Here is a 19,852-nt window from a genome sequence, read left to right as displayed (position 1 = left end):
TGGATCATCTGATAGTCAGAGGCCACTGGTGCACATTCAAGAGTGGCCTTCACGCAATCAGCCCTTGACCGTGGGACGATTAGGTTCTTCGGGTTCCGCCATTGCGGACGGTGCTATTGGTGCGGTCGGCGTCACCTCGGCCTGCTGCGCGAGTGGATCGGTCTCGCTGCCGGATTCCGTTTTTTCTGGTGCTGTTTTGTTGTTGTCAGTCATTGCAGTTACTCCTGTTGTGGTGGGTGAAGTGAAATATGGTGGAGGTAAGCCGGATCGCGGAACTTCATATCTAATAGCCTCTGCCGTTCGACACGGACCGCTGCGCCTTCTCCCATGCAGTCATGTGCTTGCACGAGCGTTGCAAGGATGTAGTATTCGACTTCTCGCTGCCGCATTGGCACAAGCATCGATGCAGCTTCCTGACAGGCAGAGGCTGCTTTATCGTCCTGCTGTTGACCCTTCAAGATAAGGGCATGAATCAGCAACGCGTCTGCAAGCTGCAGACGCAACGACATATCTTTGCCGCCGGTTGCGGCTACGGAACGCAGCTTGCTGAGGGCTGGATTGAGCGCTACCGCAGCGCGGGAGATCTCCTTCATACGCACCAAGGTGCTGGCGATGTAAATGTCCAGTTGCACGCTCAGGCGACTCAGTTCGGCAAGTGACGGATCAGCCGCGTTGAGGCGGGCAATCCCGTCCCGCAGGGATTCAAGTTCCGCAAGCGCCTTGGCCGGAGCAGCATACGAAGCCAAGTAAGCTGATTTGGTTCCGATGACATGCAATTCGCGCTGCCAAGCGAGATTGCTAGGATCAGTTTTGATAAATACGGCCATGATTCTGAGTGCTTCCCACCACCGTTCTTGGCTCGTAGGATCGCCAAGCGCCTGCTCCATCTCGGCAATATGGGCCACTGCAGACGCGAGGCGAATGCCCCATTCGGCATTGCTTCGATTGCCTTCGAGAACTGGATGAATCAACTGCCGCTCTGTCTCATACAAGGCTTTTGCTGATGCTAGCGCGCCGCGCGCGGCATTCGCTTTTGCTAACCAAGAATAGCTATTGGCGAGACTCATCATTAAAGCTGCATCGTTCTGCTTTCGCTTGATGACGGCCCGTTTCAGGCGGATGGATTCTTCGAAAGCCGCGCTGGCTGCAATGAAGTCCCGCATGCCAATCCGGATAGTGCCAATTCCATTGAGCGCATATGACAGCTCCAGCATGCTATCAGCGTCGTCTGGTGCCAGCGCCACAAGCTTGCGGCTCAGGTCGCGGTATTGCACCAGATGATTAAGGGCGCCGGGCCAGTCGTCGCGGTTGCGATGAACCTGGCTCAGCCAGAACGCCACGGCTCCCTGCGCCTTCAGCGCCGCCCGGTCGTCGGGCACCCGTTCCAGCTGTTTCGCGAGAATGCCGCGCGCCGCCAGCAGTGCGGTCTGAGCCGAATCGGGCTTGGCACGCGCAATATCGACCTCGGCAATAACCTGGAGCGCCTTGGCACGCTGCACCGCCGTCCGCGGATCGCCATCATCCTTGCCCCCGGCAAGGTAGGCCAGCGCCCGCTTGCTGACATCGTCCAGCAACTCCAGCCGCCCAAGGGGCCGCAACTTGTCGGCAAAATCCCCAAGCATGAAGCCCAGCAGTCCTTCGGCATCGGCCCGCCGCCGCTCCGCATCCTGTTGCGCGGCGCGCGCTGTCAGGCCGAGCACTCCCGCCAGCAGTGCGAGCAGGGCGATCACCGCCACGATCGCCACGCGGACGCGCTCGCCCAATTTCACCCTTCGCAGCGATGCGGCCACGAATTCGGATTCCTGCGCCGACAGCGAAATGTCGGCCGACGCCTGCACGGCCCGCGCCTGGTTGGCCTGGATGCCGGGCGGCAGCAGCAGGTCGCGCGGCCGTCCGTCCGCGGCCCAGCGCGCTGCCTGCGCAGTGATCCGCGTGCGGATCTGCAGCGTTTGCCGGTGTACCTCGATCCAGTTGGCGATGCGGGGCCAGCGGCGCAGCAGCGCTTCGTGGGCCACGCCGAACCCGGGAACGTCGCCCGCCAGTTCACTGACGAACAGGCGCGCATCCACCAGCGCCCGTACCAGATCGCGCTCGGCGTCATCGCGCAATGCCGACCAGGGGGCACGCCGCGCCGTGATGGCATGCTGCTCCTCGCCGATGCACACCAGCAGCGACAATATGCGCGGCAGCGCGGCCTGCTGATCGGCCGGCAGCGCCGCCACGACCTGCTCGGCGCGCACGCCCAGCGCGCCTTCGATGCCGCCCAGCTGGCGGAAGACGTCGAAACGCAGCAGGCCGTCGTCGCCGCGCTGGCGGTACAGTTCGTCGAGGCAGTATTGCAGCAGCGGCAGTGCGTCCGGGCTGGCGCGGGCGGCGTCGCACAGCACGTCGTCCAGGCTGGCGCCGCTGTCGGCATCCCGTTCGAACGTCAATCGAGCCGCGCGCGCCGGTTCGCGGACCATCTGCGCGATGGCCGCGCCGTCGGGCGGCTCCACGTCGAAATGGCCGCCACGGGTCTTCAGCGCCATCATTTCCGGCACGGCCATCAGGTCGGGATAGAAATCGTTGCGGCAGGCCAGTACGACCAGCACATTGGCGCGTGCCAGCCGCTCCAGCACGTGGAAGAACGCCGCGCGGTCGGCGGCGCTGTCCGCCGCGCGGAACACGGCTTCCAGCCGGTCGACGAATACTGCCAGCCGCGCCGGCCCGTTCGGGGCCAGGTGCGCGGCGACGGCGGCCGGCTCGTCGCGCAGCCGCTGGCCGAGCGATGCGGCATCGAGGCCGTCGAACAGCAGGGCGCCGTCGGATTCGGCGTCGAGCAGCACGGCGGCCAGTGCGCCGAGCAGGCCGCTGCCGCCCAGGTCCGCGCAGTCCATGTGCAGCGTGCAGTCGAGGGCGATGAGGCCGCCGTTTGTAACCATTAGTTGCGGCAGCAGGCCGGCGCGCACCAGTGATGTCTTGCCGGAACCGGATGCCCCCAGCACCAGCGCCATTGCGCAGCCGCCGCTGACCTGGTCGAGCACCGTCTGGCGCAGCCGCGTGGCGGCCTGCACCCGGCCGAAGAAAATCGCCGCATGGCTTTCCTCGAATGCCGCCAGGCCCCGGAACGGCGAGCCCTGGTCCCAGCCGCCAGCGGCCTCATCTTCCTCCACCACCTCGGCGATGGCCCGGTAGCCGCGCTTGCGTACTGTTTCGATATAGCGCGGATCGGTGCTGGAATCGCCCAGTGCCTTGCGCAACTGGGCGATCGCCTTGTGCACCGGGTTGTCGCCCAGTTCTGGCGTGCCCCAGCATTTTTCCAGCAGTTCCTCGGGCGGGATCACCGCGTGCGGATGGCGGCAAAGGTAGCGCAGCACGTCCATCGCGCGTGGCTCGAGCGACACGCGCGTGTCGCCCATACGCAGCGAATTGCCTGCCACCTCTACTTGCCAGTCGCCGAAGCGAAACCCGCAGTGCTGCATCCGATTGTCACCCCTGAAATTATTTTTCTTTATGAATCAGTCACTTGACTTGGCCGGAAGGTTTCCGGAAGGCGCCCGCGAGGCTCTGTCACTACAGTCTGGCTAACTGATCCACATCAATCTTAACATTTCTCCAAATCAAATAGATGTCAAAATCTAACTCTTACGTCGAGCTTACAGAATTTCCCCAGCGGTATCTAAAACCGCTGTTGATCGATGCGCTCGAACGACGCCTCGAAGCGTGGCCCGTCGGCCTGGTACTGCCGCGCGAAGCCGTCGTGGATACGCTGGCCAGCGAACGGGAACGCTCCGGCACGCCGGCCGGCATGTCCTGCCAGCCGGCGGACGAGCCCCGCTTCGTTCGCACGAGCCGTGGCTGGACGTGGCGCGACCATGCATCGCTGGCATGGCATACGGATGGGCCGGTGGCGCACCGGCACCTGTCGGAACTGGAACACCGCTATGACGTGATCGTGTCCGAGCAGCCGGACATGGCCGGCGTGCCGCGCCTGACCGTCGACCTGCATGCGCTGCAGTCCTGGTACGAGCGCGACGCCGTCCAGGATGGCGACTGCGACCTGGGCTCGGGCTGGGCCAGGCTCACGCTGCGCTGGTCGCTGCGATTGCAACTGGTGGTTACAGCGGCGGGCCGCGCCAACGTCGTCACTCGCGTGAACCAGATGGCGCCGCGGACGGATACGGGCCGCACCGGACCTTATATCAGTGCCGACACGCTGGCCCGGTTGCTGGACGTGCGGCGGCTGACGCGCGAGTGGGAACGTGGCGGGGCCAGCCTGGGCGCGGTGCGCGACCAGCTGGTGAGCCGCCTGGCTGCGGCGATCGAGCCGCCGCTGGCACGGCATGCCGCGCACTACGCCTTCGGCTGAACGTTATGGTCAACCTGATCCTGCATTCGGGCGCAGCCGAGCGCCGCCCCTTGTTCATCGTGCGCGACGGCGACCTGCCGGTGATTTTCGGCGTGGACGGCGCCGGCCGCCTGCGGCTGTTGCAGCAAACGGGGGCAGGCGCATGGTCCGACACCGATCTCACGGCCGCATTTGCCGAGCCCGCGACAGTAAGGTGCGCAGACGTGCGGCAGGCGCCCGACGGCACGCTCGGCATCGCGCTGGCGGTCCGCGATGGCGGCGGCAAGTGCACACTGCGCATCGCCACGGGGCTGCCCGCGCGGCAGGACGAAGCCGGCTGGCTGGAGACGATGCGGCACCTGCCGGTTGCCCCGGGCCTGCCGAGAGGGACCCGGATCACCCATCTGGCATTCGGCCCGCTGCAGGCGGGCGCGCCGCCGTTGCTGCTGATCCACGCGGGGCCGGCCACCTGGTATTGCAATGCGGCTGCCCCGGCCACCACGCTGCGCATGCTCGACCTGCCACCCGCGCGGGCCTGCGCGATCGGCAACTACCGGCAGCCGGGGATCTGGGTGCTGCAACCTCACGGCAAGGGCAGCACGCTGCGGTTTACGCCATTGTGCGATCCGTTCGGCTGGAACGTGACGCTGGATTACCCGAACCTGCCGCCGCAGGTGGACAGCGTGCTGCTCGCCTCCGGCGCGCTGCCGAACGTGCCGGACCTGTACGCGGCGGGCGAGCGCATCGTCGTGTACCGGGGCGGAAACACGCCGCCCCAGCCGGTGGCCCACGTGGCCGGCGCACGGCTGCTCTGGGGCCATGCCCACGACGGCGCCGACTACCTGGCCTATGCCGATGGCGACGGCGCCCTGTGGATGCTCGCGCGGCCGCGGCGCGGCGCCTGGAGTCCGCCATTCCGGCTGACCCGGCGGCGCGCCGTGCTGGCCGTGGCCGGGCAGTTCATCCACGCCGCCGCGATCGAGGACGGCAACCTGGAAGTGCAGCGTTTCACGATGGACGGGCAACTGTACGGCAGCGAGATCGTGGCCACCGGCTGGTGGGCCCAATAAAAAACGCCGCCCACCTTGCGGCGGACGGCGTTTTCACCTGAAGCAGGCGCGAACGCTTACTCGTAGGCGCTGATCGGCGCGCAGCCGCACATCAGGTTGCGGTCGCCGTACACGTTGTCGGCGCGGCCGACCGGCGGCCAGTACTTCTGCTTGCGCAGCGACGGCAGCGGGTAGGCGGCCTGCGAGCGGCTGTACTGGCGGTCCCACTCGTCGGCGGTGAGCACCGCGGCGGTGTGCGGCGCGAATTTCAGCGGGTTGTTCGCCTTGTCGAATTCGCCGCTTTCCACCTTGGCGATCTCGCCGCGGATGGCGATCATCGCATCGATGAAGCGGTCCAGCTCGGCCTTGGCTTCCGATTCGGTCGGCTCGATCATCAGCGTGCCCGGCACCGGGAAGCTCATCGTCGGCGCGTGGAATCCGTAGTCCATCAGGCGCTTGGCCACGTCCTCGTTGCTGATGCCGGTGGCATCGGTCAGCGGGCGCAGGTCGAGGATGCACTCGTGCGCCACCAGGCCGTCGTGGCCCGAGTACAGCACCGGGTAGTGCGGCGCCAGGCGGCGGGCGATGTAGTTGGCGTTCAGGATCGCCGTTTCCGTCGCCGCGGTCAGGCCTTCGGCGCCCATCATCGCGATGTACATCCACGAAATCGGCAGGATCGACGCGGAACCGTAGGCCGCCGCCGACACGGCACCGATGCCGTTCTCGTTGCGCTGGTAGCCGGTGGAACGCTGGTTCGGCAGGAACTCGGCGAGGTGCGCGCCGACGCCGATCGGGCCCACGCCCGGTCCGCCGCCGCCGTGCGGAATGCAGAAGGTCTTGTGCAGGTTCAGGTGCGACACGTCGCCGCCGAACGCGCCCGGCGCGGCCACACCGACCAGCGCATTCATGTTGGCGCCGTCGATGTAGACCTGGCCGCCGTGCGAATGGACGATCTCGCACAGCTCCTTGATGCCTTCCTCGAACACGCCGTGCGTGGACGGGTACGTCACCATCACGCAGGCCAGGTTCTTGCTGTGCTGCTCAGCCTTGGCCTTCAGGTCGGCCAGGTCGACGTTGCCGTTCTCGTCGCAGGCGGTGACGACGACCTGCATGTTGACCATGCTGGCCGATGCCGGGTTGGTGCCGTGGGCCGACGACGGGATCAGGCAAATGTTGCGATGGCCTTCGCCGCGCGACTGGTGGTACTTCTGGATCACCAGCAGGCCGGCGTATTCGCCCTGCGAGCCGGCGTTCGGCTGCAGCGACACGGCCGCGTAGCCGGTCACGGCGCACAGCATCTCTTCCAGCTGGCCGATCATTTCACGGTAGCCCACGGTCTGGTCTTCCGGCGCGAACGGGTGGATGTTCGAGAACTCGGGCCAGGTGACCGGGATCATTTCGCTGGTGGCGTTCAGCTTCATCGTGCACGAACCCAGCGGGATCATCGTGCGGTCCAGCGCCAGGTCCTTGTCGGCCAGCGAGCGCAGGTAGCGCAGCATCTCGGTCTCGCTGTGGTAGCGGTTGAAGACCGGGTGCGTCAGGTATTCGGAAGCACGTGCCAGCCCGGCCGGGAACGCATCGTCAAGCGGTTCCTCGATGGCGGCGAAGTCCGGCGCGGCCGGCGCATCGGCCACGCCCGCCGAGAACACGGACCACAGCGCGGCCAGCGTGTCGCGGTCGGCCGTTTCATCCAGCGACACGCCGACGTGGTTCGCGTCGATGCGGCGCAGGTTGATGCCGTTGGCGACGGCGGCGGCGTGCAGTGCCTCGGCGCGGTCGGTGGCGACCGTCAGCGTGTCGAAGTAAGTCTCGTTCGCCACCTTGTAGCCCAGCGTACGCAGGTTGCCGGCCAGGATGCCGGTGTAGCGGTGCACGCGGCTGGCGATGGCGGCCAGGCCTTTCGGGCCGTGGTAGACGGCGTACATCGACGCGATCACGGCCAGCAGCACCTGCGCAGTGCAGATGTTCGACGTGGCCTTTTCGCGGCGGATGTGCTGTTCGCGCGTTTGCAGGGCCAGGCGGTAGGCCATGTTGCCCTGCTGGTCGACGGTGACGCCGACCAGGCGGCCCGGCATCGAGCGCTTGTATTCGTCGCGCGTGGCCATGTAGCCGGCGTGCGGGCCGCCGAAGCCCAGCGGTACGCCGAAGCGCTGGCTGTTGCCGACCACGACGTCCGCGCCCCATTCGCCCGGCGGCGTGAGCAGGGTCAGGGCCAGCAGGTCCGCCGCCACGACGATCATCGCGCCGGTGGCCTTGACTTTCTCGACGTCGGCGCGGTAGTCGCGCACGGCACCGTCCACGCCCGGGTACTGCAGCAGCACGCCGAAGGCATCGGTCACGCCGGCCAGTTCGGCCGGGTCGAACGTGCGCACCTCGATGCCCAGCGGCTCGGCGCGGGTGCGGATCACTTCCAGCGTCTGCGGCAGCACGTCGTTGGCCACGTAGAACAGCTTCGATTTCGACTTGCCGACGCGCAGCAGCAGCGTCATCGCCTCGGCGGCGGACGTGCCTTCGTCGAGCATCGACGCGTTGGCGATGCCCATGCCGGTCAGGTCGGTAATCGCCTGCTGGAAGTTCAGGATCGCTTCCAGGCGGCCCTGCGAGATTTCCGGCTGGTACGGCGTGTAAGCCGTGTACCAGGCCGGGTTTTCAAAGATGTTACGCAGCACCACGCCCGGCGTGAAGGTGCCGTAGTAACCCTGGCCGATCAGCGACTTCACGACCTTGTTCTGGCCGGCGATGGCCTTCAGCTTGGCCAGCGCGGCCTGTTCCGGCAGCGGCTCGGCGAACTGGCCCAGGGGCAGGGCGGCGCGGTTGCGGATGTTTTCCGGAACGATCGCGTCGATCAGCGCGGCGCGCGTGGCATAGCCGAGCGTGTCGAGCATCTGCTGCTGTTCGGCGGCGTCCGGGCCGATGTGGCGGGCGATGAAGGCATCGCGCGCTTCTAGGGTGGTCAGGCTGGTACGGGTCATGAAGGATCTCTTGGGCCAGTGAAGGAGGCCAATGAAGGGGCCGGATACGGGGGCAATGCAGGGCCGGATATGGGGCCCAATGCGGGGCCGGCAAGGGCCGGCCCCGGTACAGCGGAATCAGGAAGCGGTGTTCTTGCCGTAGGCGTCGGCGTCCAGCAGGCCGTCGATCGCGGCGGCATCGGCCGGCTTCATCTTGAACAGCCACGCGTCATAGGCGTTGGCGTTGATCGATTCCGGCGAGCCGGCCACCGCGTCGTTGACGGCGATGACTTCGCCCGACACTGGAGCATAGATGTCGGAGGCGGCTTTCACGGATTCCACCACGGCGGCATCGTCGCCCGCCGTGTAGCTGTTGCCGATCTTCGGCAGTTCGACGAACACGATGTCGCCCAGCGCGTCCTGCGCGAATTCGGTGATGCCGACGGTGATCGTGCCGTCGTCTTCCTTGCGGATCCACTCGTGGGACTCGGTGTACTTCAGCTCTGCGGGAATGTTGCTCATGTGTTGCTCCAGATTGGTGGTGTTATTGGGGAGGTCGGGCCTGTTCAGGCGACGAGGATTTTACCGTTCCGTACGAAGGGCAGCTTCACGACTGTGGCGGCCAGTTTCTTGTCGCGGATTTCCACGTGCACGGTGTCGCCCAACTGGACGCCCATCGGCACGCGGGCCAGCGCGATCGCCTGCTGCATCGTCGGGCTGAAGGTGCCGGAAGTGATCTCGCCCGTGGCGCCGTCCGCGGCGATGACTCTCTGGTGCGCGCGCAGCACGCCGCCTTTTTCGCGCAGGATCAGGCCGACGAACTGGGCGTTCTGCCCCTTGGCCTGCAGCGCGGCCTTGCCGACGAAGTCGCGCTCGGACACCAGGTCGATGGTCCAAGCCAGGCCGGCATCGAGCGGGTTCACGGTATCGTCCATGTCCTGGCCGTACAGGTTCATGCCGGCTTCCAGGCGCAGGGTATCGCGCGCACCGAGGCCGGCCGGCTTCACGCCGGCGGCGGCCAGCGCGTTCCACAGCGCCTCGGCCTGCGTGGCGGCAACGCCGATCTCAAAGCCGTCCTCGCCGGTATAGCCGGTGCGCGCCACCATCGCTTCGCCGAACGCGGTGTCCTGCACGATGGCCACGTTGAACGGCTTCATCTCGGCGGTGGCTTCCTTCGCCTGCGGGATCAGTTCCCAGACCCTGGCGCGGGCATTCGGGCCCTGCACGGCGATCAGGGCCATGGCATTCGCGGGGTCGTCGCGGCGTTGCGTGATGGTCAGGCCGGCCTGCCACTCGTCGCTCTTGGCCTGCATCCACGCCACGTCCTTCTCGGCGGTGCCGGCGTTCACGACCAGGCGGAACCAGTTTTCGGTGAAGAAATAGACGATCAGGTCGTCGATGACGCCGCCTTCAGGGTTCAGCATGCACGAGTACAGCGCCTTGCCGGAGACCTGCAGCTTGTCGACATTGTTCGCCAGCAGGCGGCGCAGGAAGCCCCGCACGTCGGTGCCTTCGATGTCGACCACGCACATGTGGGCCACGTCGAACATGCCGGCGTCGCTGCGCACGGCATGGTGTTCCTCGATCTGCGAACCGTAGTTGACGGGCATGTCCCAGCCGCCGAAATCGACCATGCGGGCGCCGAGGGCGCGGTGGGCTGCGTTGAGGGGAGTGGCTTTGAGCGTCATGGGGCCTCGGACTTCGGTTGGGGTTATCAGCACAACGGCCACGCAATGACACGCATTGGCACGGAAGAAGCGGGCAGCGCTTTTCCACAGTTGTTCGTTACCCCTCTGTCCTCGGTACCTGAGAGATAGCGGTTCGACGTATCGATTCCGCACGCCCCTTCGGTGGGCAAGCTTACCGGTTACCGTGCAAGCGTGCCGCTCTCCAGAGTTTCGGCCGCGCGCACATTGCTGGCGCTGGCGACCCCTGACCGGTCCTTGATGCCTGAGAGTTTTTGGGTGTTGCCCCTTCGGCGGCAGCTGGCGCTGCGCTCTCCCGGTCGAGGATCGGGACTATAAGGTAAGTATAAGGGGGTGTCAATCTGGCGGGAGCGCTACCGGGCGATGCCCGGCCTTGCGCCTGGGTAGCTCGAAATGATTCAAGGTAATTGTCGACAACCCCGCCCGCACCCGGTCGTGCGGCCCGAAAAAAGACCGTGCGCTAGAATGGCGAACACCGTTCTTTGAGGGTAAAAAAACATGAGCGAGGATAAGCAAAAGCTGGATGGCGCGGCGTGGTTTACGTTGTCGGGCGACGTCAACAGCGATATGGTGCACCGCGTGTTCGAGGCGGTAGCGGACATGACGGAAGATGGCGTGGAGACTGCCCACATCCTGCTGCAATCGAACGGCGGCTATGTCAGCGATGGCCTGTGCCTGTACAACTACCTGTCGAACCTGCCGATCAGGATCGTGATGTATAACGGCGGCGCGGTGGCGTCGATCGCGGTGATCCTGTTCCTGGCGGGCCAGGAGCGCTATGCCAGCGAGACCGCGCGATTCATGGTGCACAAGTCCCATGCCAGTGCGCCGTCCGGCGCCCGGCCGGATGCGCTGCGCATCATTGTCGAAGGCCTGCAGGCCGACGATGCGCGTACCGAGTCGATCCTGCGCCAGCACGTGCGCCTGTCGGAAGAGCACTGGCTCGTGCATGCCCATGCGGACCTGCACCTGACCGCCAGCGATGCGGCGAAGGTTGGCATGGTCAACGAGGTGCGCAACTTCCGGCCGCCGAAAGGCAAGCGCGTCACGAACGTCTGAAACGTGCCTGGACAGGCGATCGGGGCGTCGTCCCGGTCTGGACGACAAAAAAGGCTTGGAATGGCGCTACCTTTCCAAGCCCTTCTCATGGTGAGGCATCCCGTTGCGGATGCCGGCCGCGCGCCGTCTGCGCATTTGCGGCCCTGCTTGCTGGCTGATATGCCGGCTGATGTGCCGGCTTATTTGCCGCGCGAGCTCGACTTCTTGGCGTCGTTCTTGTGGCTTTGACGGCCGGCCTCGGCATGCTGCTCCGGCGTGCCGCCCTGGGTGCCGCCGGATTGGGAGCCCTTGTTGCCCGACTGTTTCGAGCTGCCGGAAGAAGAACCCTGCTTGTTGCCACCGCTTTTCTGATTCGAAGCCATTTTGCTTTCCTTTCGATTGGAGAGGGGAACACGGGGCCGAAGGCGCATTGGTGAAACCGTTTGCTATTGCATGCGTTGCGATTTTGCCGATGCGTTTCCGGTAGCGAAATAATGCGTTTTTGATCAGCCGGCGGATATCAGAATTAACCGTCTGCCCCTGTAGGACAAGACCTTGCAGCACAAGAATAAAGCTCGACAATACAAGCACTTGCGAGCTCATCTGTATGCCGCGGGGCACAAATCGGGCGATACTTTCACCCTAGCTATTGCCTTGTGGAAAGTATGTGGCAGAATGAGGGCTTCCACTATCCGGCCGCGTCCATGCTTGCTGCATCCATGCTTACTTCTGCCCAGACCACGATGCCACCGCGGGCCGTCAGTCCGCGGCACGCGGTGCTGGAAGAAGCGATCGGCGCCGCGCTACAGCAGGTAGGCACCGGTTTTGCGGCGTTCCGCACGCAGCTTGCTGCGCGTCTCACCGAGTCCAGCCAGCCACCGGCGGATTCGCGCGACCGCCTCCGCGCTGCCAGCCTGCTGCACGAACGCCACGAAGCGCTGCTGCCGCGCGTGACCGATGCGCTGGGACGGGCGCTACGCGAAGAGCTGGCGCAGCTGGCGCCGGAGCCGCGCGTGGCAGGGCAGCCGCTGGCGCTGGTGCCATATGACGAGATGGACCAGCGCGTGGCCCGGGCCGCCATCGCCAGGCCGTTCGATGCCGCGCATGCCGATGCGCTCGCCACATTGAATGCCGGGCTGGCGCACCTGTTCGAACGCCAGTCGTTGCGCGTCAATCCGTTTCGGCCGGAAGTATTCATCGCCGCGCTGCACGAGGCATGGACAGCGTTCGATGGCGAGGAGGGCAGTGCGGCCGCGATGCTGGCGCTGGTGCAGGCTGGCTGCTTCCACGACCTGGCCGCCGTTTATGCCGCCGTCAATGGGGTGCTGGAACGGCATGGCTTGCTGCCCGGGCCACTGCGCCGGCCGCTGGCGCAGCAGCCTGTCCGGCAGCAGGGGCATGACGCCCGGCGCGAAGCCCTGCTGGCCAGCCGGCTGCATGCATTCTTCGGGCAGTCCGGGGTGGCAGGAGACCGCGCGACGGCAGATACCACGGCAGCAGGCGAGGCAGGCACGCTCGCGCCCCGCCTGCTGCGCTGGCTGGCGAGCCTGCCCGACGCCGTTGGAGCGAACGCGATCGCGCTGTCCTCGCTCAAGCGCGACGCGCCGCGCGGCATGCTGTCGCGCGCCGACGAGGGCACGATCGACCTGCTGGGCGCCGTGTTCGACACCGTGTCGGCCGACGAGGCGATTTCATCGGAGAGCCGCGAGCTGCTCCAGTTGCTGCAACTGCCGCTGCTGAAGGCGGCGCTGGCGGACAAGCAATTCTTCTTTCACGCCGGGCACCCGGCCCGCAAGCTGCTCGAACTGCTGTCCCGGATGGGCTGGGAGCGCACGCTGGCCGGCACGGGCCGGCGCGACGACCGCCAGTTCCAGGCCATGCGCCGCAGCGTCGACGTCGCCGCCCGCGAGGACGATGCGGCATCCGCCGCATTCGCCCAGGCGGTGCGCGAACTGGAAGCGGCACTGAAGGAGGAAGAGGCCGACGCCGCCGCCGTGCTCGCGGTACCTGTGGCGGCCGCGCTGAAGCAGGAAAAGACGGCCACGGCGCGGCGCGCCGCACGCGATGCGGTGGCGCTGCGCGTCGGCACCGGCGAGGTGGTGGCCGTGGTCGAGGCCTTCCTGGAAAACAGGTGGACCGACGTGCTGACGGTGGCCTACAGCATCGACGACGACAAGCCCGGCGCCGTGCGCCATGCCACGCAGGCGATGGACGACCTGCTGTGGAGCGTGCGGCCGAAACTGGATGCGGACGAACGCAGGCAGCTGATCGCCAGGCTGCCCGGCCTGCTGGCCACGCTGAACCGGTGGCTCGACGTCGTCAAGTGGCACGATGCCGACCGGCTGCGCTTCTTCGCCGAACTGGCCGACTGCCACGCGTCGATCGTGCGCGCCCCACTGGACATGACAGCCGAGCGGCGCATCGAACTGTCCATGCAGGCCGCGACGCTGGCCGCCGAGCGCCGGCTGGCGCGGGCAGCCGACGCACGGTCGGCAGAGTCGGCAGAGTCGGCACAATCGGCGCAGTCGGCACAATCGGCAGCAGCGCCGGCACTGGCGCCCGAAGAAGAACTGGCCGGCCTGGCGCGCGGCACGTGGTTCGAGTTCGCGGAGGACGGCGGCGCGCGCAGGGTGAAGCTGGCGTGGATCAGTCCCTTGCGCTCGCTGTACATCTTTTCCAACGGCGCACGCGAAGAAGCGTTTTCGCTTCCGGCCCAGGCGCTGGCGCAGCGGCTGCACGCGGGTACGGCGACGGTGCTGCAAGCCGAAGGTGTCGTCGCGCGCGCGCTGGCGCGGGCATTGGCGGTGAACGATCCCGCCGCCGAGCTGGATTCAGCCGCCGCCTGACAGAACGCTTCGGATCAGTATTCCTGTCCCGCCACTGCCGCCAGCGTGCCGCCATTCCTGTGCCATCCAACCGCCGGGTTGGGAGCAACCGCCGAGTTTAAGAGCAACTTAATGAAGAGTCACTACGCTGCGGGCTACGTTTGTTGCCGCGAAGGTAATGTTGTAATTGCCTTGCGGAAATGAATCGTGGTATAACCCGTAGTGCGGATAAAACAAGAGGAAACGAAGCGATGATGTGGTGGAATGCGCTGTCGGCGCTGGGCGGTATGAGTGTGACGGGACCGCTGGGCATTGCCGTGGCCGTATGGCTGCTGGCCGGGCGCACTTGGCGGCTGTCGCTGTCGTGGTGCCTGCTGTTCGGCATCGGCATGCTGCTCGTCGTGGTCACCAAGGTGGCCTGGTATGGCTGGGGCATTGGCATCCCGGACTGGAATTTCGCCGGCCTGTCGGGCCATGCGATGCGTTCCTGCGCCGTCTATCCAGTGGTTTTCTACCTGATGTTCCTGAAGGCGCGCCCGGTCTCCCGGCATGCCGCGCTGGCCGCCGGCGTGCTGCTGGCCGTGCTGATCAGTTTTTCACGCCTGCCCGTCGGAGCCCATTCGCTGTCCGAAGTCGTGCTGGGTGGCGCGGTGGGCCTGGCGGTGGCCGCAGCATTCGTCGTGACCGCGCGCAGCGAACAGCCGGCCGTCGTCGGCCGCATCCTGGTCGCGCTGTGCGTGCCGCTGGTGCTGGTGATGCCGTTCACGAAACAGGTGCCGGCCGAGCAATGGGTGCGCCAGGTGGCAGTGCAGCTGTCCGGTAACGATCCGACGCCGCGCAAGTGGAAGCACGGGCCGGACCGCAAGAAGGTGCGCCAGTTGCAGCAGGTGCGGCAGGTGCAGCAGGCGATCTAGCCCCCTCTCGGGTTCCCGGGCCCGGCGGCGGGCGCAATAGTGCGATTTTGTCCAGACCCGTTGCGCGCGATGGTATGATAGGCGCCTTTGCAACCAGCCTTTCGGGCAAAGTACATTTTCCTACGTGCGTCTATCATCCATTAAATTGTCGGGATTTAAGTCGTTCGTCGATCCCACCAATTTCCAGGTGCCGGGGCAGCTGGTAGGCGTGGTGGGACCGAACGGCTGCGGCAAGTCGAACATCATCGACGCTGTGCGCTGGGTGCTGGGCGAATCGAAAGCCTCCGAACTGCGCGGCGAGTCGATGCAGGACGTGATCTTCAACGGCTCCACGCACCGCAAGCCGGCCGGCCGCGCCTCGGTCGAACTGGTGTTCGACAACCACGACGGCAAGGCATCCGGCCAGTGGGGCCAGTATGCCGAGATCGCCGTCAAGCGCACGCTCACCCGCGACGGCACGTCCACCTACTACATCAACAGCCAGCCGGTGCGCCGGCGCGACATCCAGGACATCTTCCTCGGTACCGGCCTCGGTCCGCGCGCCTACGCCATCATCGGCCAGGGCATGATCGCCCGCATCATCGAATCGCGCCCGGAAGAACTGCGCGTGTTCCTCGAGGAAGCCGCCGGCGTCTCGAAGTACAAGGAGCGCCGCCGCGAAACGGAAAACCGCCTGCACGACACGCGCGACAACCTGCTGCGCGTGGAGGACATCCTGCGCGAACTGACCGGCAACCTGGAAAAGCTCGAAGGCCAGGCGGCCATCGCCATGCGGTTCCACCAGCTGCAGTCCGAGCAGGATGAAAAGCAGAAGCTGCTGTGGCTGCTGCGGCGCAACGAGGCGCAGGCCGAGCAGGCGCGCTGGTTCGCCGAGATGCTGCAGGCGCAGACCGACCTGGAACGCGATACGGCGCAGCTGCGCAGCGTGGAGCTGACGCTGGAACACATGCGGCAGGCCCACTTCGCCGTCGGCGACCGCCTGCACACGGCGCAGGGCGCGCTGTACCAGACCAATGCCGACATCGGCAGCCTCGAGGCGCAGATCAAGTACGTGGTCGAGTCGCGCACGCGGCTGCAGCAGCAGCTGGCCACGCTGACGGCGCAGCGCGACCAGTGGCAAAGGCAGGCCGAAGAGTACCGCGGCCAGGTCGAGGAAGCCGAATTCAACCTCGAGGAACTGGCTGCCCGGGTCGAGGAATCGCGCATGCTGGCCGAGCAGAAGGCCGAACTGCTGCCGCTGCTGGAAGCGGAGTGGCGCGCAGGGCAGGAAAAGGCGGCTGAATCGCGCGCCCGCATCATGCAGGTACAGCAGCAGCTGGAACTGGAGTCGGCGCACCAGCGCAACGCGTCGAATATCCTGTCCGGCCTGGCGACGCGGCGCGAACGCCTGCAGCAGGAAAAGAACGGGCTGGCGATGCCGGATGCGGCGCACCTGGAAAACCTCCGCTGGCAGCTCGAGGAAAAGCAGCAGGCGCTGGAAGAAGTGGGCATGCAGCTCGAAGAGGCGCTGGAGCAGCAGCCGCGCCTGGAGGAAGAGCGCCGCGCCGCGCAGGCCGCCGTGCAGGCCGAAACGGCCACCAGCGCGCAGCTGGAAGCGCGGCTGAACGCGCTGCGCCAGTTGCAGGAGCGGGTGCAGACGCAGGGCAAGGTGATGCCCTGGCTGAAGAAGCACGGCCTGGACGAGTTGCCGCGCCTGTGGCAGCAGCTGGCTATCGAGCCGGGCTGGGAAGCGGCCGTTGAATCGGTGCTGCGCGAGCGCACGGGTGCGCTGCAGGTGTCGAACCTGGACTGGGCAAAGCACTTCATGGGCGATGTACCGCCGGCCAAGCTGGCGTTGTTTACCCCTGTCACCACCGCGCCGGCCCCCGCAGCGCCGGTGGGCTTCAAGCCGCTGCTCGACCTGCTGAAGCTGAACGACCCGGGCCTGCGCGGCGTGCTGCAGGACTGGCTGCACAACGTGTTCGTGGCCGAAGACACGGCGCAGGCGTTTTCCGGCCGTGCGCACCTGCCGGCGGGCGCCTGCTTCGTCACGCGCCAGGGCCACGTCATCACGCAGTCGAGCGTGCGCTTCCACGCCGCCGACTCGGAGCAGGAAGGCATGCTGGGCCGCCAGCAGGAAATCGACAATATCGGCAAGCAGCTGCGCGCCCAGGCCATGCTGGCCGAGGAAGCGCGCACCAGGGCGGTGCGTGCCGACGCGGCGGTGACGAACCACGCCCGCGTGCTGGCCGAGCTGCGGCAGAAGAACGCCTCGCTGACGTCGTCCGTGCACGCCTTGCAGCTGGACGTCGTCAAGCTGTCCGAGATCGAGGCGCGCTTTGCCCAGCGCAGCACGCAGATCGAAGGCGACCTGGCTGAAATCGCCGCCCAGGAGGCGGAGCAGGTGCAGGCGAGGCTGGAGTCGGAAGAAAAGTTCGAGCAGCTCGACATGGAGCTGGCGGAACTGCAGGGCGCGCATGAAGAAGGGCAGGAGGGCTTCCTGCGCACCGAAAGCCGGCTGGCCGACGCCCGCGAGGCGCTGCGCGAACTGGAACGCCGTGCGCAGGAAGCGGAATTCGCCGAGAAATCCGCGCGCAACCGCATCGACGAGCTGCGCCGCAACATCGCCACCGCCGCCACGCAGGCGGCCCAGGTGGCCGAAAGCCTGGGCGCCGGCGAACAGGAGCTGGCCGGCCTGGAATCCGGCAGTGCGAACGAAGGCTTGCAGGAACTGCTGGACCGCCGCACGCAGCAGGAACGCGCGCTGGCCGATGCGCGCCACGAACTGGATCAGATCAGCCAGCAGTTGCGCCATGCCGAGGAGTCGCGCATGTCCGGCGAGCGCAGCCTGCAGCCGCAGCGTGACCGCATCACGGAGATGCAGCTGAAGGAGCAGGCCGCGCGCCTGAACCAGGAGCAGTTTGCCCAGCAGCTGGCCGAAGTGCACGCCGACGAAGCCGCGCTGGCCGCCAGACTGCAGCCGGACATGAAGGCCCAGTACCTGCAGGCGGAAGTGACGCGGCTGACCAACGCGATCGCCGCGCTGGGCGCCGTCAACCTGGCCGCCCTCGACGAACTGGCCCAGGCCTCGGAACGCAAGAACTTCCTGGACGCGCAGAATCGCGACCTGCTGGATGCGATCGGCACGCTGGAAGATGCGATCCACAAGATCGACAAGGAAACGCGCGACCTGTTGCAGGAAACGTTCGACCGCGTCAACGGACACTTTTCCGAACTGTTCCCCATCCTGTTCGGCGGCGGACAGGCTAAACTGATCATGACGGGCGACGAGATCCTCGACTCCGGCGTGCAGGTGATGGCGCAACCGCCGGGCAAGAAGAACGCGACGATCCACCTGCTGTCCGGCGGCGAAAAGGCGCTGACGGCAACGGCGCTCGTGTTTTCGATGTTCCGGCTGAACCCGGCGCCGTTCTGCCTGCTCGACGAAGTCGATGCACCGCTGGACGACGCCAACACGGAACGTTTCTGCAGGATGGTGAAACGCATGTCCGACCAGACCCAATTCCTCTTCATCTCGCACAACAAGATCGCGATGGAGATGGCCACTCAACTGATCGGTGTGACGATGCAGGAGCAGGGCGTATCGCGCATCGTGGCGGTGGATATGGAAGCCGCCGCCAATTTCGCTACCGAGGCACAAGCAGCATGACAGATTTTCAGACCAGTTTGATCGCGGCTGCCGGCGTATTCGTTGCCGGCGTATTCATCTACAACAAGTGGCAGGAGCACAAGGCCAAGAAAAGCGTCGAGCGGGCCTTTGCGTCCGAGCACGACGACGTGCTGATGCGCACCGAGGAGCCGGCGTTCGACGCCACCGAGCCCGTGCTCGATCCTCTGCACGCACCTGCGCCTGCACATGCGCCCGTGCACACGCATGCCGATGCGCCGGTGCATGCGCCGGCCAGCGCGCGCGCGGAACCGAGCTTCACGCTGGGCGACGTGCCGATGGTCGATGCCGGCTCCGGCGCCTACGGCAAGCCGCCGCACGAGGAAGTCGTGGCGCCGAGCGTGGTGGCGGACGACGTGCAGCGTGCCGAGCCTTCGGTCGACCTGCCGGGCGACGCCACGCCGCCGGTTTCCCCGGCCGTGGCAGCCGCTCCCGCAGCGGCAGCGCCCGTATCTGTTTCTTCTCCTGCTCCCTCTCCTGCGCCGGTTTCCGCCCCCGCGCCTGCGCCAGCGCCGGCTGCCCAGCCGCCGGTCCCCCAGCGCAGCGCCGACGCGGCCGTGCCACCGTCCGAACTGGCCACGGCGCTGGTCGATCCGCTGATCGACTGCCTGCTGCCGCTCGACATGGCGGCGCCGCTGCGCGGCGAGAAACTGCTGCCGGTGCTGCAGAAGCTGCGCCTGGTCGGCAATAAACCGGTGCATTACGTGGGCCTGGCGGTCTCCGGCGACTGGGAACCGGTCCAGTACGGCACGGTGTACACGAAGCTGCAGGGCGGCGTGCAGCTGGCCAGCCGTACCACGGCACTGAACGAACTGGAATACTCCGAACTGGTAACGCGCCTGCGCACCATTTCCGATGAAATCGGCGCCGAGCCGCAGATCCCCGACATGATGGAAGTGATGGCCGAGGCGCGCAACCTGCACCGCTTCGTCGCCGCGCACGATGCCCAGCTGGGCGTGAACCTGGCCGCCAACGGCGCGCCGTGGGACGTGACCACGCTGGTCGGCGCGCTGGAAAAACAGGGCTTCGACCTGCGTCCGGACGGCCGCTTCGTGATGTCGGACGGCGAGGGCGGCCAGCTGTTCACGCTGTCGACCAACGTGTCGCCGGCCGAGGAAACCACCGGCCGCCTGACGCTGCTGCTGGACGTGCCGTGCGTGGCCCCGGCCCGCGACGGCTTCGGCGCCATGATCGCCTGCGCCAAATCGCTGGTGCAGCGCCTCGATGCGATCATCGTCGACGATTACAACCAGCCGCTGTCCGATGCGTCGATCGCCGAGATCGCCGGGCAGGTGAAGGAATTCTATGCCGACATGGAAGCTTCCGACATTCCTGCCGGCTCCACGCGCGCGCTGCGGCTGTTCAACTGATTGCA

13 protein-coding genes and 2 riboswitches are annotated in these 19,852 nt (G+C 66.5%); of the genes, 7 read left to right on the top strand and 6 right to left on the bottom strand.

The window, feature by feature from the left end:
- Positions 1–57 precede the first annotated feature (57 nt).
- Positions 58–213, bottom strand: a complete 156-nt coding sequence (locus tag FHS02_RS10745) for a hypothetical protein (protein ID WP_175424772.1) — start codon at positions 211–213, stop codon at positions 58–60.
- Positions 214–218: 5 nt separating this feature from the next.
- The gene (locus FHS02_RS10740) at positions 219–3,461 is read right to left on the bottom strand and encodes an nSTAND1 domain-containing NTPase (protein WP_137313418.1); all 3,243 of its coding nucleotides are present in this window, start codon (positions 3,459–3,461) and stop codon (positions 219–221) included.
- A gap of 209 nt (positions 3,462–3,670) precedes the next feature.
- Here FHS02_RS10740 and FHS02_RS10735 point away from each other — a divergent pair, with 209 nt between their 5' ends.
- Together FHS02_RS10735 and FHS02_RS10730 are read left to right on the top strand one after the other, a co-directional pair.
- A complete protein-coding gene (locus tag FHS02_RS10735) occupies positions 3,671–4,348 on the top strand; it encodes a hypothetical protein (protein ID WP_137313417.1) in 678 nt (225 codons plus the stop codon).
- Between the two features lie 5 nt (positions 4,349–4,353).
- Positions 4,354–5,397 carry a hypothetical protein gene (locus FHS02_RS10730; protein WP_137313416.1) on the top strand — a complete coding sequence of 348 codons (1,044 nt, stop codon included), beginning with the start codon at positions 4,354–4,356 and terminating at the stop codon, positions 5,395–5,397.
- 56 nt (positions 5,398–5,453) lie between these two features.
- Here FHS02_RS10730 and gcvP read toward each other — a convergent pair whose 3' ends face one another.
- From gcvP to gcvT, 3 genes are all read right to left on the bottom strand, one after another.
- A complete protein-coding gene (gcvP, locus tag FHS02_RS10725; protein WP_137313415.1) occupies positions 5,454–8,348 on the bottom strand; it encodes an aminomethyl-transferring glycine dehydrogenase in 2,895 nt (964 codons plus the stop codon).
- Between the two features lie 117 nt (positions 8,349–8,465).
- Positions 8,466–8,849, bottom strand: coding sequence for a glycine cleavage system protein GcvH (gene gcvH / locus FHS02_RS10720; RefSeq protein ID WP_137313414.1), 384 nt, complete (start codon positions 8,847–8,849; stop codon positions 8,466–8,468).
- Positions 8,850–8,893: 44 nt separating this feature from the next.
- Positions 8,894–10,015, bottom strand: a complete 1,122-nt coding sequence (gene gcvT, locus FHS02_RS10715) for a glycine cleavage system aminomethyltransferase GcvT (protein ID WP_137313413.1) — start codon at positions 10,013–10,015, stop codon at positions 8,894–8,896.
- A 95-nt stretch (positions 10,016–10,110) separates the two neighbouring features.
- A riboswitch (glycine riboswitch) is annotated at positions 10,111–10,231 on the bottom strand.
- Positions 10,232–10,254: 23 nt separating this feature from the next.
- Positions 10,255–10,341, bottom strand: a riboswitch (glycine riboswitch).
- A gap of 190 nt (positions 10,342–10,531) precedes the next feature.
- Here gcvT and FHS02_RS10710 point away from each other — a divergent pair.
- Positions 10,532–11,092 (top strand): ATP-dependent Clp protease proteolytic subunit, encoded by a 561-nt coding sequence (locus FHS02_RS10710; protein WP_137313412.1) that lies wholly within the window; start codon positions 10,532–10,534, stop codon positions 11,090–11,092.
- A 179-nt stretch (positions 11,093–11,271) separates the two neighbouring features.
- Here the strand turns inward: FHS02_RS10710 and FHS02_RS10705 are convergent, their stop codons facing one another.
- Positions 11,272–11,454, bottom strand: a complete 183-nt coding sequence (locus FHS02_RS10705) for a hypothetical protein (protein ID WP_137313411.1) — start codon at positions 11,452–11,454, stop codon at positions 11,272–11,274.
- A 336-nt stretch (positions 11,455–11,790) separates the two neighbouring features.
- Here FHS02_RS10705 and FHS02_RS10700 point away from each other — a divergent pair, with 336 nt between their 5' ends.
- From FHS02_RS10700 to FHS02_RS10685, 4 genes are all read left to right on the top strand, one after another.
- Positions 11,791–13,917: a DUF1631 family protein gene (locus FHS02_RS10700; protein WP_229422577.1), complete on the top strand. Its 2,127-nt coding sequence runs from the start codon at positions 11,791–11,793 to the stop codon at positions 13,915–13,917.
- 230 nt (positions 13,918–14,147) lie between these two features.
- Positions 14,148–14,810 (top strand): phosphatase PAP2 family protein, encoded by a 663-nt coding sequence (locus tag FHS02_RS10695; protein WP_229422576.1) that lies wholly within the window; start codon positions 14,148–14,150, stop codon positions 14,808–14,810.
- A 124-nt stretch (positions 14,811–14,934) separates the two neighbouring features.
- Positions 14,935–18,459: a chromosome segregation protein SMC gene (gene smc, locus FHS02_RS10690; RefSeq protein WP_137313410.1), complete on the top strand. Its 3,525-nt coding sequence runs from the start codon at positions 14,935–14,937 to the stop codon at positions 18,457–18,459.
- Positions 18,456–19,847 carry a cell division protein ZipA C-terminal FtsZ-binding domain-containing protein gene (locus FHS02_RS10685; protein WP_137313409.1) on the top strand — a complete coding sequence of 464 codons (1,392 nt, stop codon included), beginning with the start codon at positions 18,456–18,458 and terminating at the stop codon, positions 19,845–19,847. Before smc ends, FHS02_RS10685 begins: the two co-directional genes overlap by 4 nt.
- The last annotated feature ends 5 nt before the right edge of the window (positions 19,848–19,852 follow it).

The sequence above is a fragment of the Pseudoduganella umbonata genome (genome assembly GCF_014192225.1).
In the GTDB taxonomy this organism is placed as follows: Bacteria; Pseudomonadota; Gammaproteobacteria; order Burkholderiales; family Burkholderiaceae_D; genus Rugamonas; species Rugamonas umbonata.
The sequence above is the reverse complement of the archived record's forward strand: the minus strand, read 5'-3'. Positions and strand labels throughout refer to the sequence as shown.

Bases quoted from the DNA above. Each gene is read 5' to 3' on its own strand.
- gcvH (WP_137313414.1), bottom strand. From the start codon at position 8,849: ATGAGCAACATTCCCGCAGAGCTGAAGTACACCGAGTCCCACGAGTGG.
- FHS02_RS10685 (WP_137313409.1), top strand. From the start codon at position 18,456: ATGACAGATTTTCAGACCAGTTTGATCGCGGCTGCCGGCGTATTCGTT.
- FHS02_RS10740 (WP_137313418.1), bottom strand. From the start codon at position 3,461: ATGCAGCACTGCGGGTTTCGCTTCGGCGACTGGCAAGTAGAGGTGGCA.
- FHS02_RS10700 (WP_229422577.1), top strand. From the start codon at position 11,791: ATGCTTACTTCTGCCCAGACCACGATGCCACCGCGGGCCGTCAGTCCG.
- FHS02_RS10705 (WP_137313411.1), bottom strand. From the start codon at position 11,454: ATGGCTTCGAATCAGAAAAGCGGTGGCAACAAGCAGGGTTCTTCTTCC.
- gcvP (WP_137313415.1), bottom strand. From the start codon at position 8,348: ATGACCCGTACCAGCCTGACCACCCTAGAAGCGCGCGATGCCTTCATC.
- FHS02_RS10710 (WP_137313412.1), top strand. From the start codon at position 10,532: ATGAGCGAGGATAAGCAAAAGCTGGATGGCGCGGCGTGGTTTACGTTG.
- FHS02_RS10730 (WP_137313416.1), top strand. From the start codon at position 4,354: ATGGTCAACCTGATCCTGCATTCGGGCGCAGCCGAGCGCCGCCCCTTG.
- FHS02_RS10695 (WP_229422576.1), top strand. From the start codon at position 14,148: ATGATGTGGTGGAATGCGCTGTCGGCGCTGGGCGGTATGAGTGTGACG.
- FHS02_RS10745 (WP_175424772.1), bottom strand. From the start codon at position 213: ATGACTGACAACAACAAAACAGCACCAGAAAAAACGGAATCCGGCAGC.
- gcvT (WP_137313413.1), bottom strand. From the start codon at position 10,015: ATGACGCTCAAAGCCACTCCCCTCAACGCAGCCCACCGCGCCCTCGGC.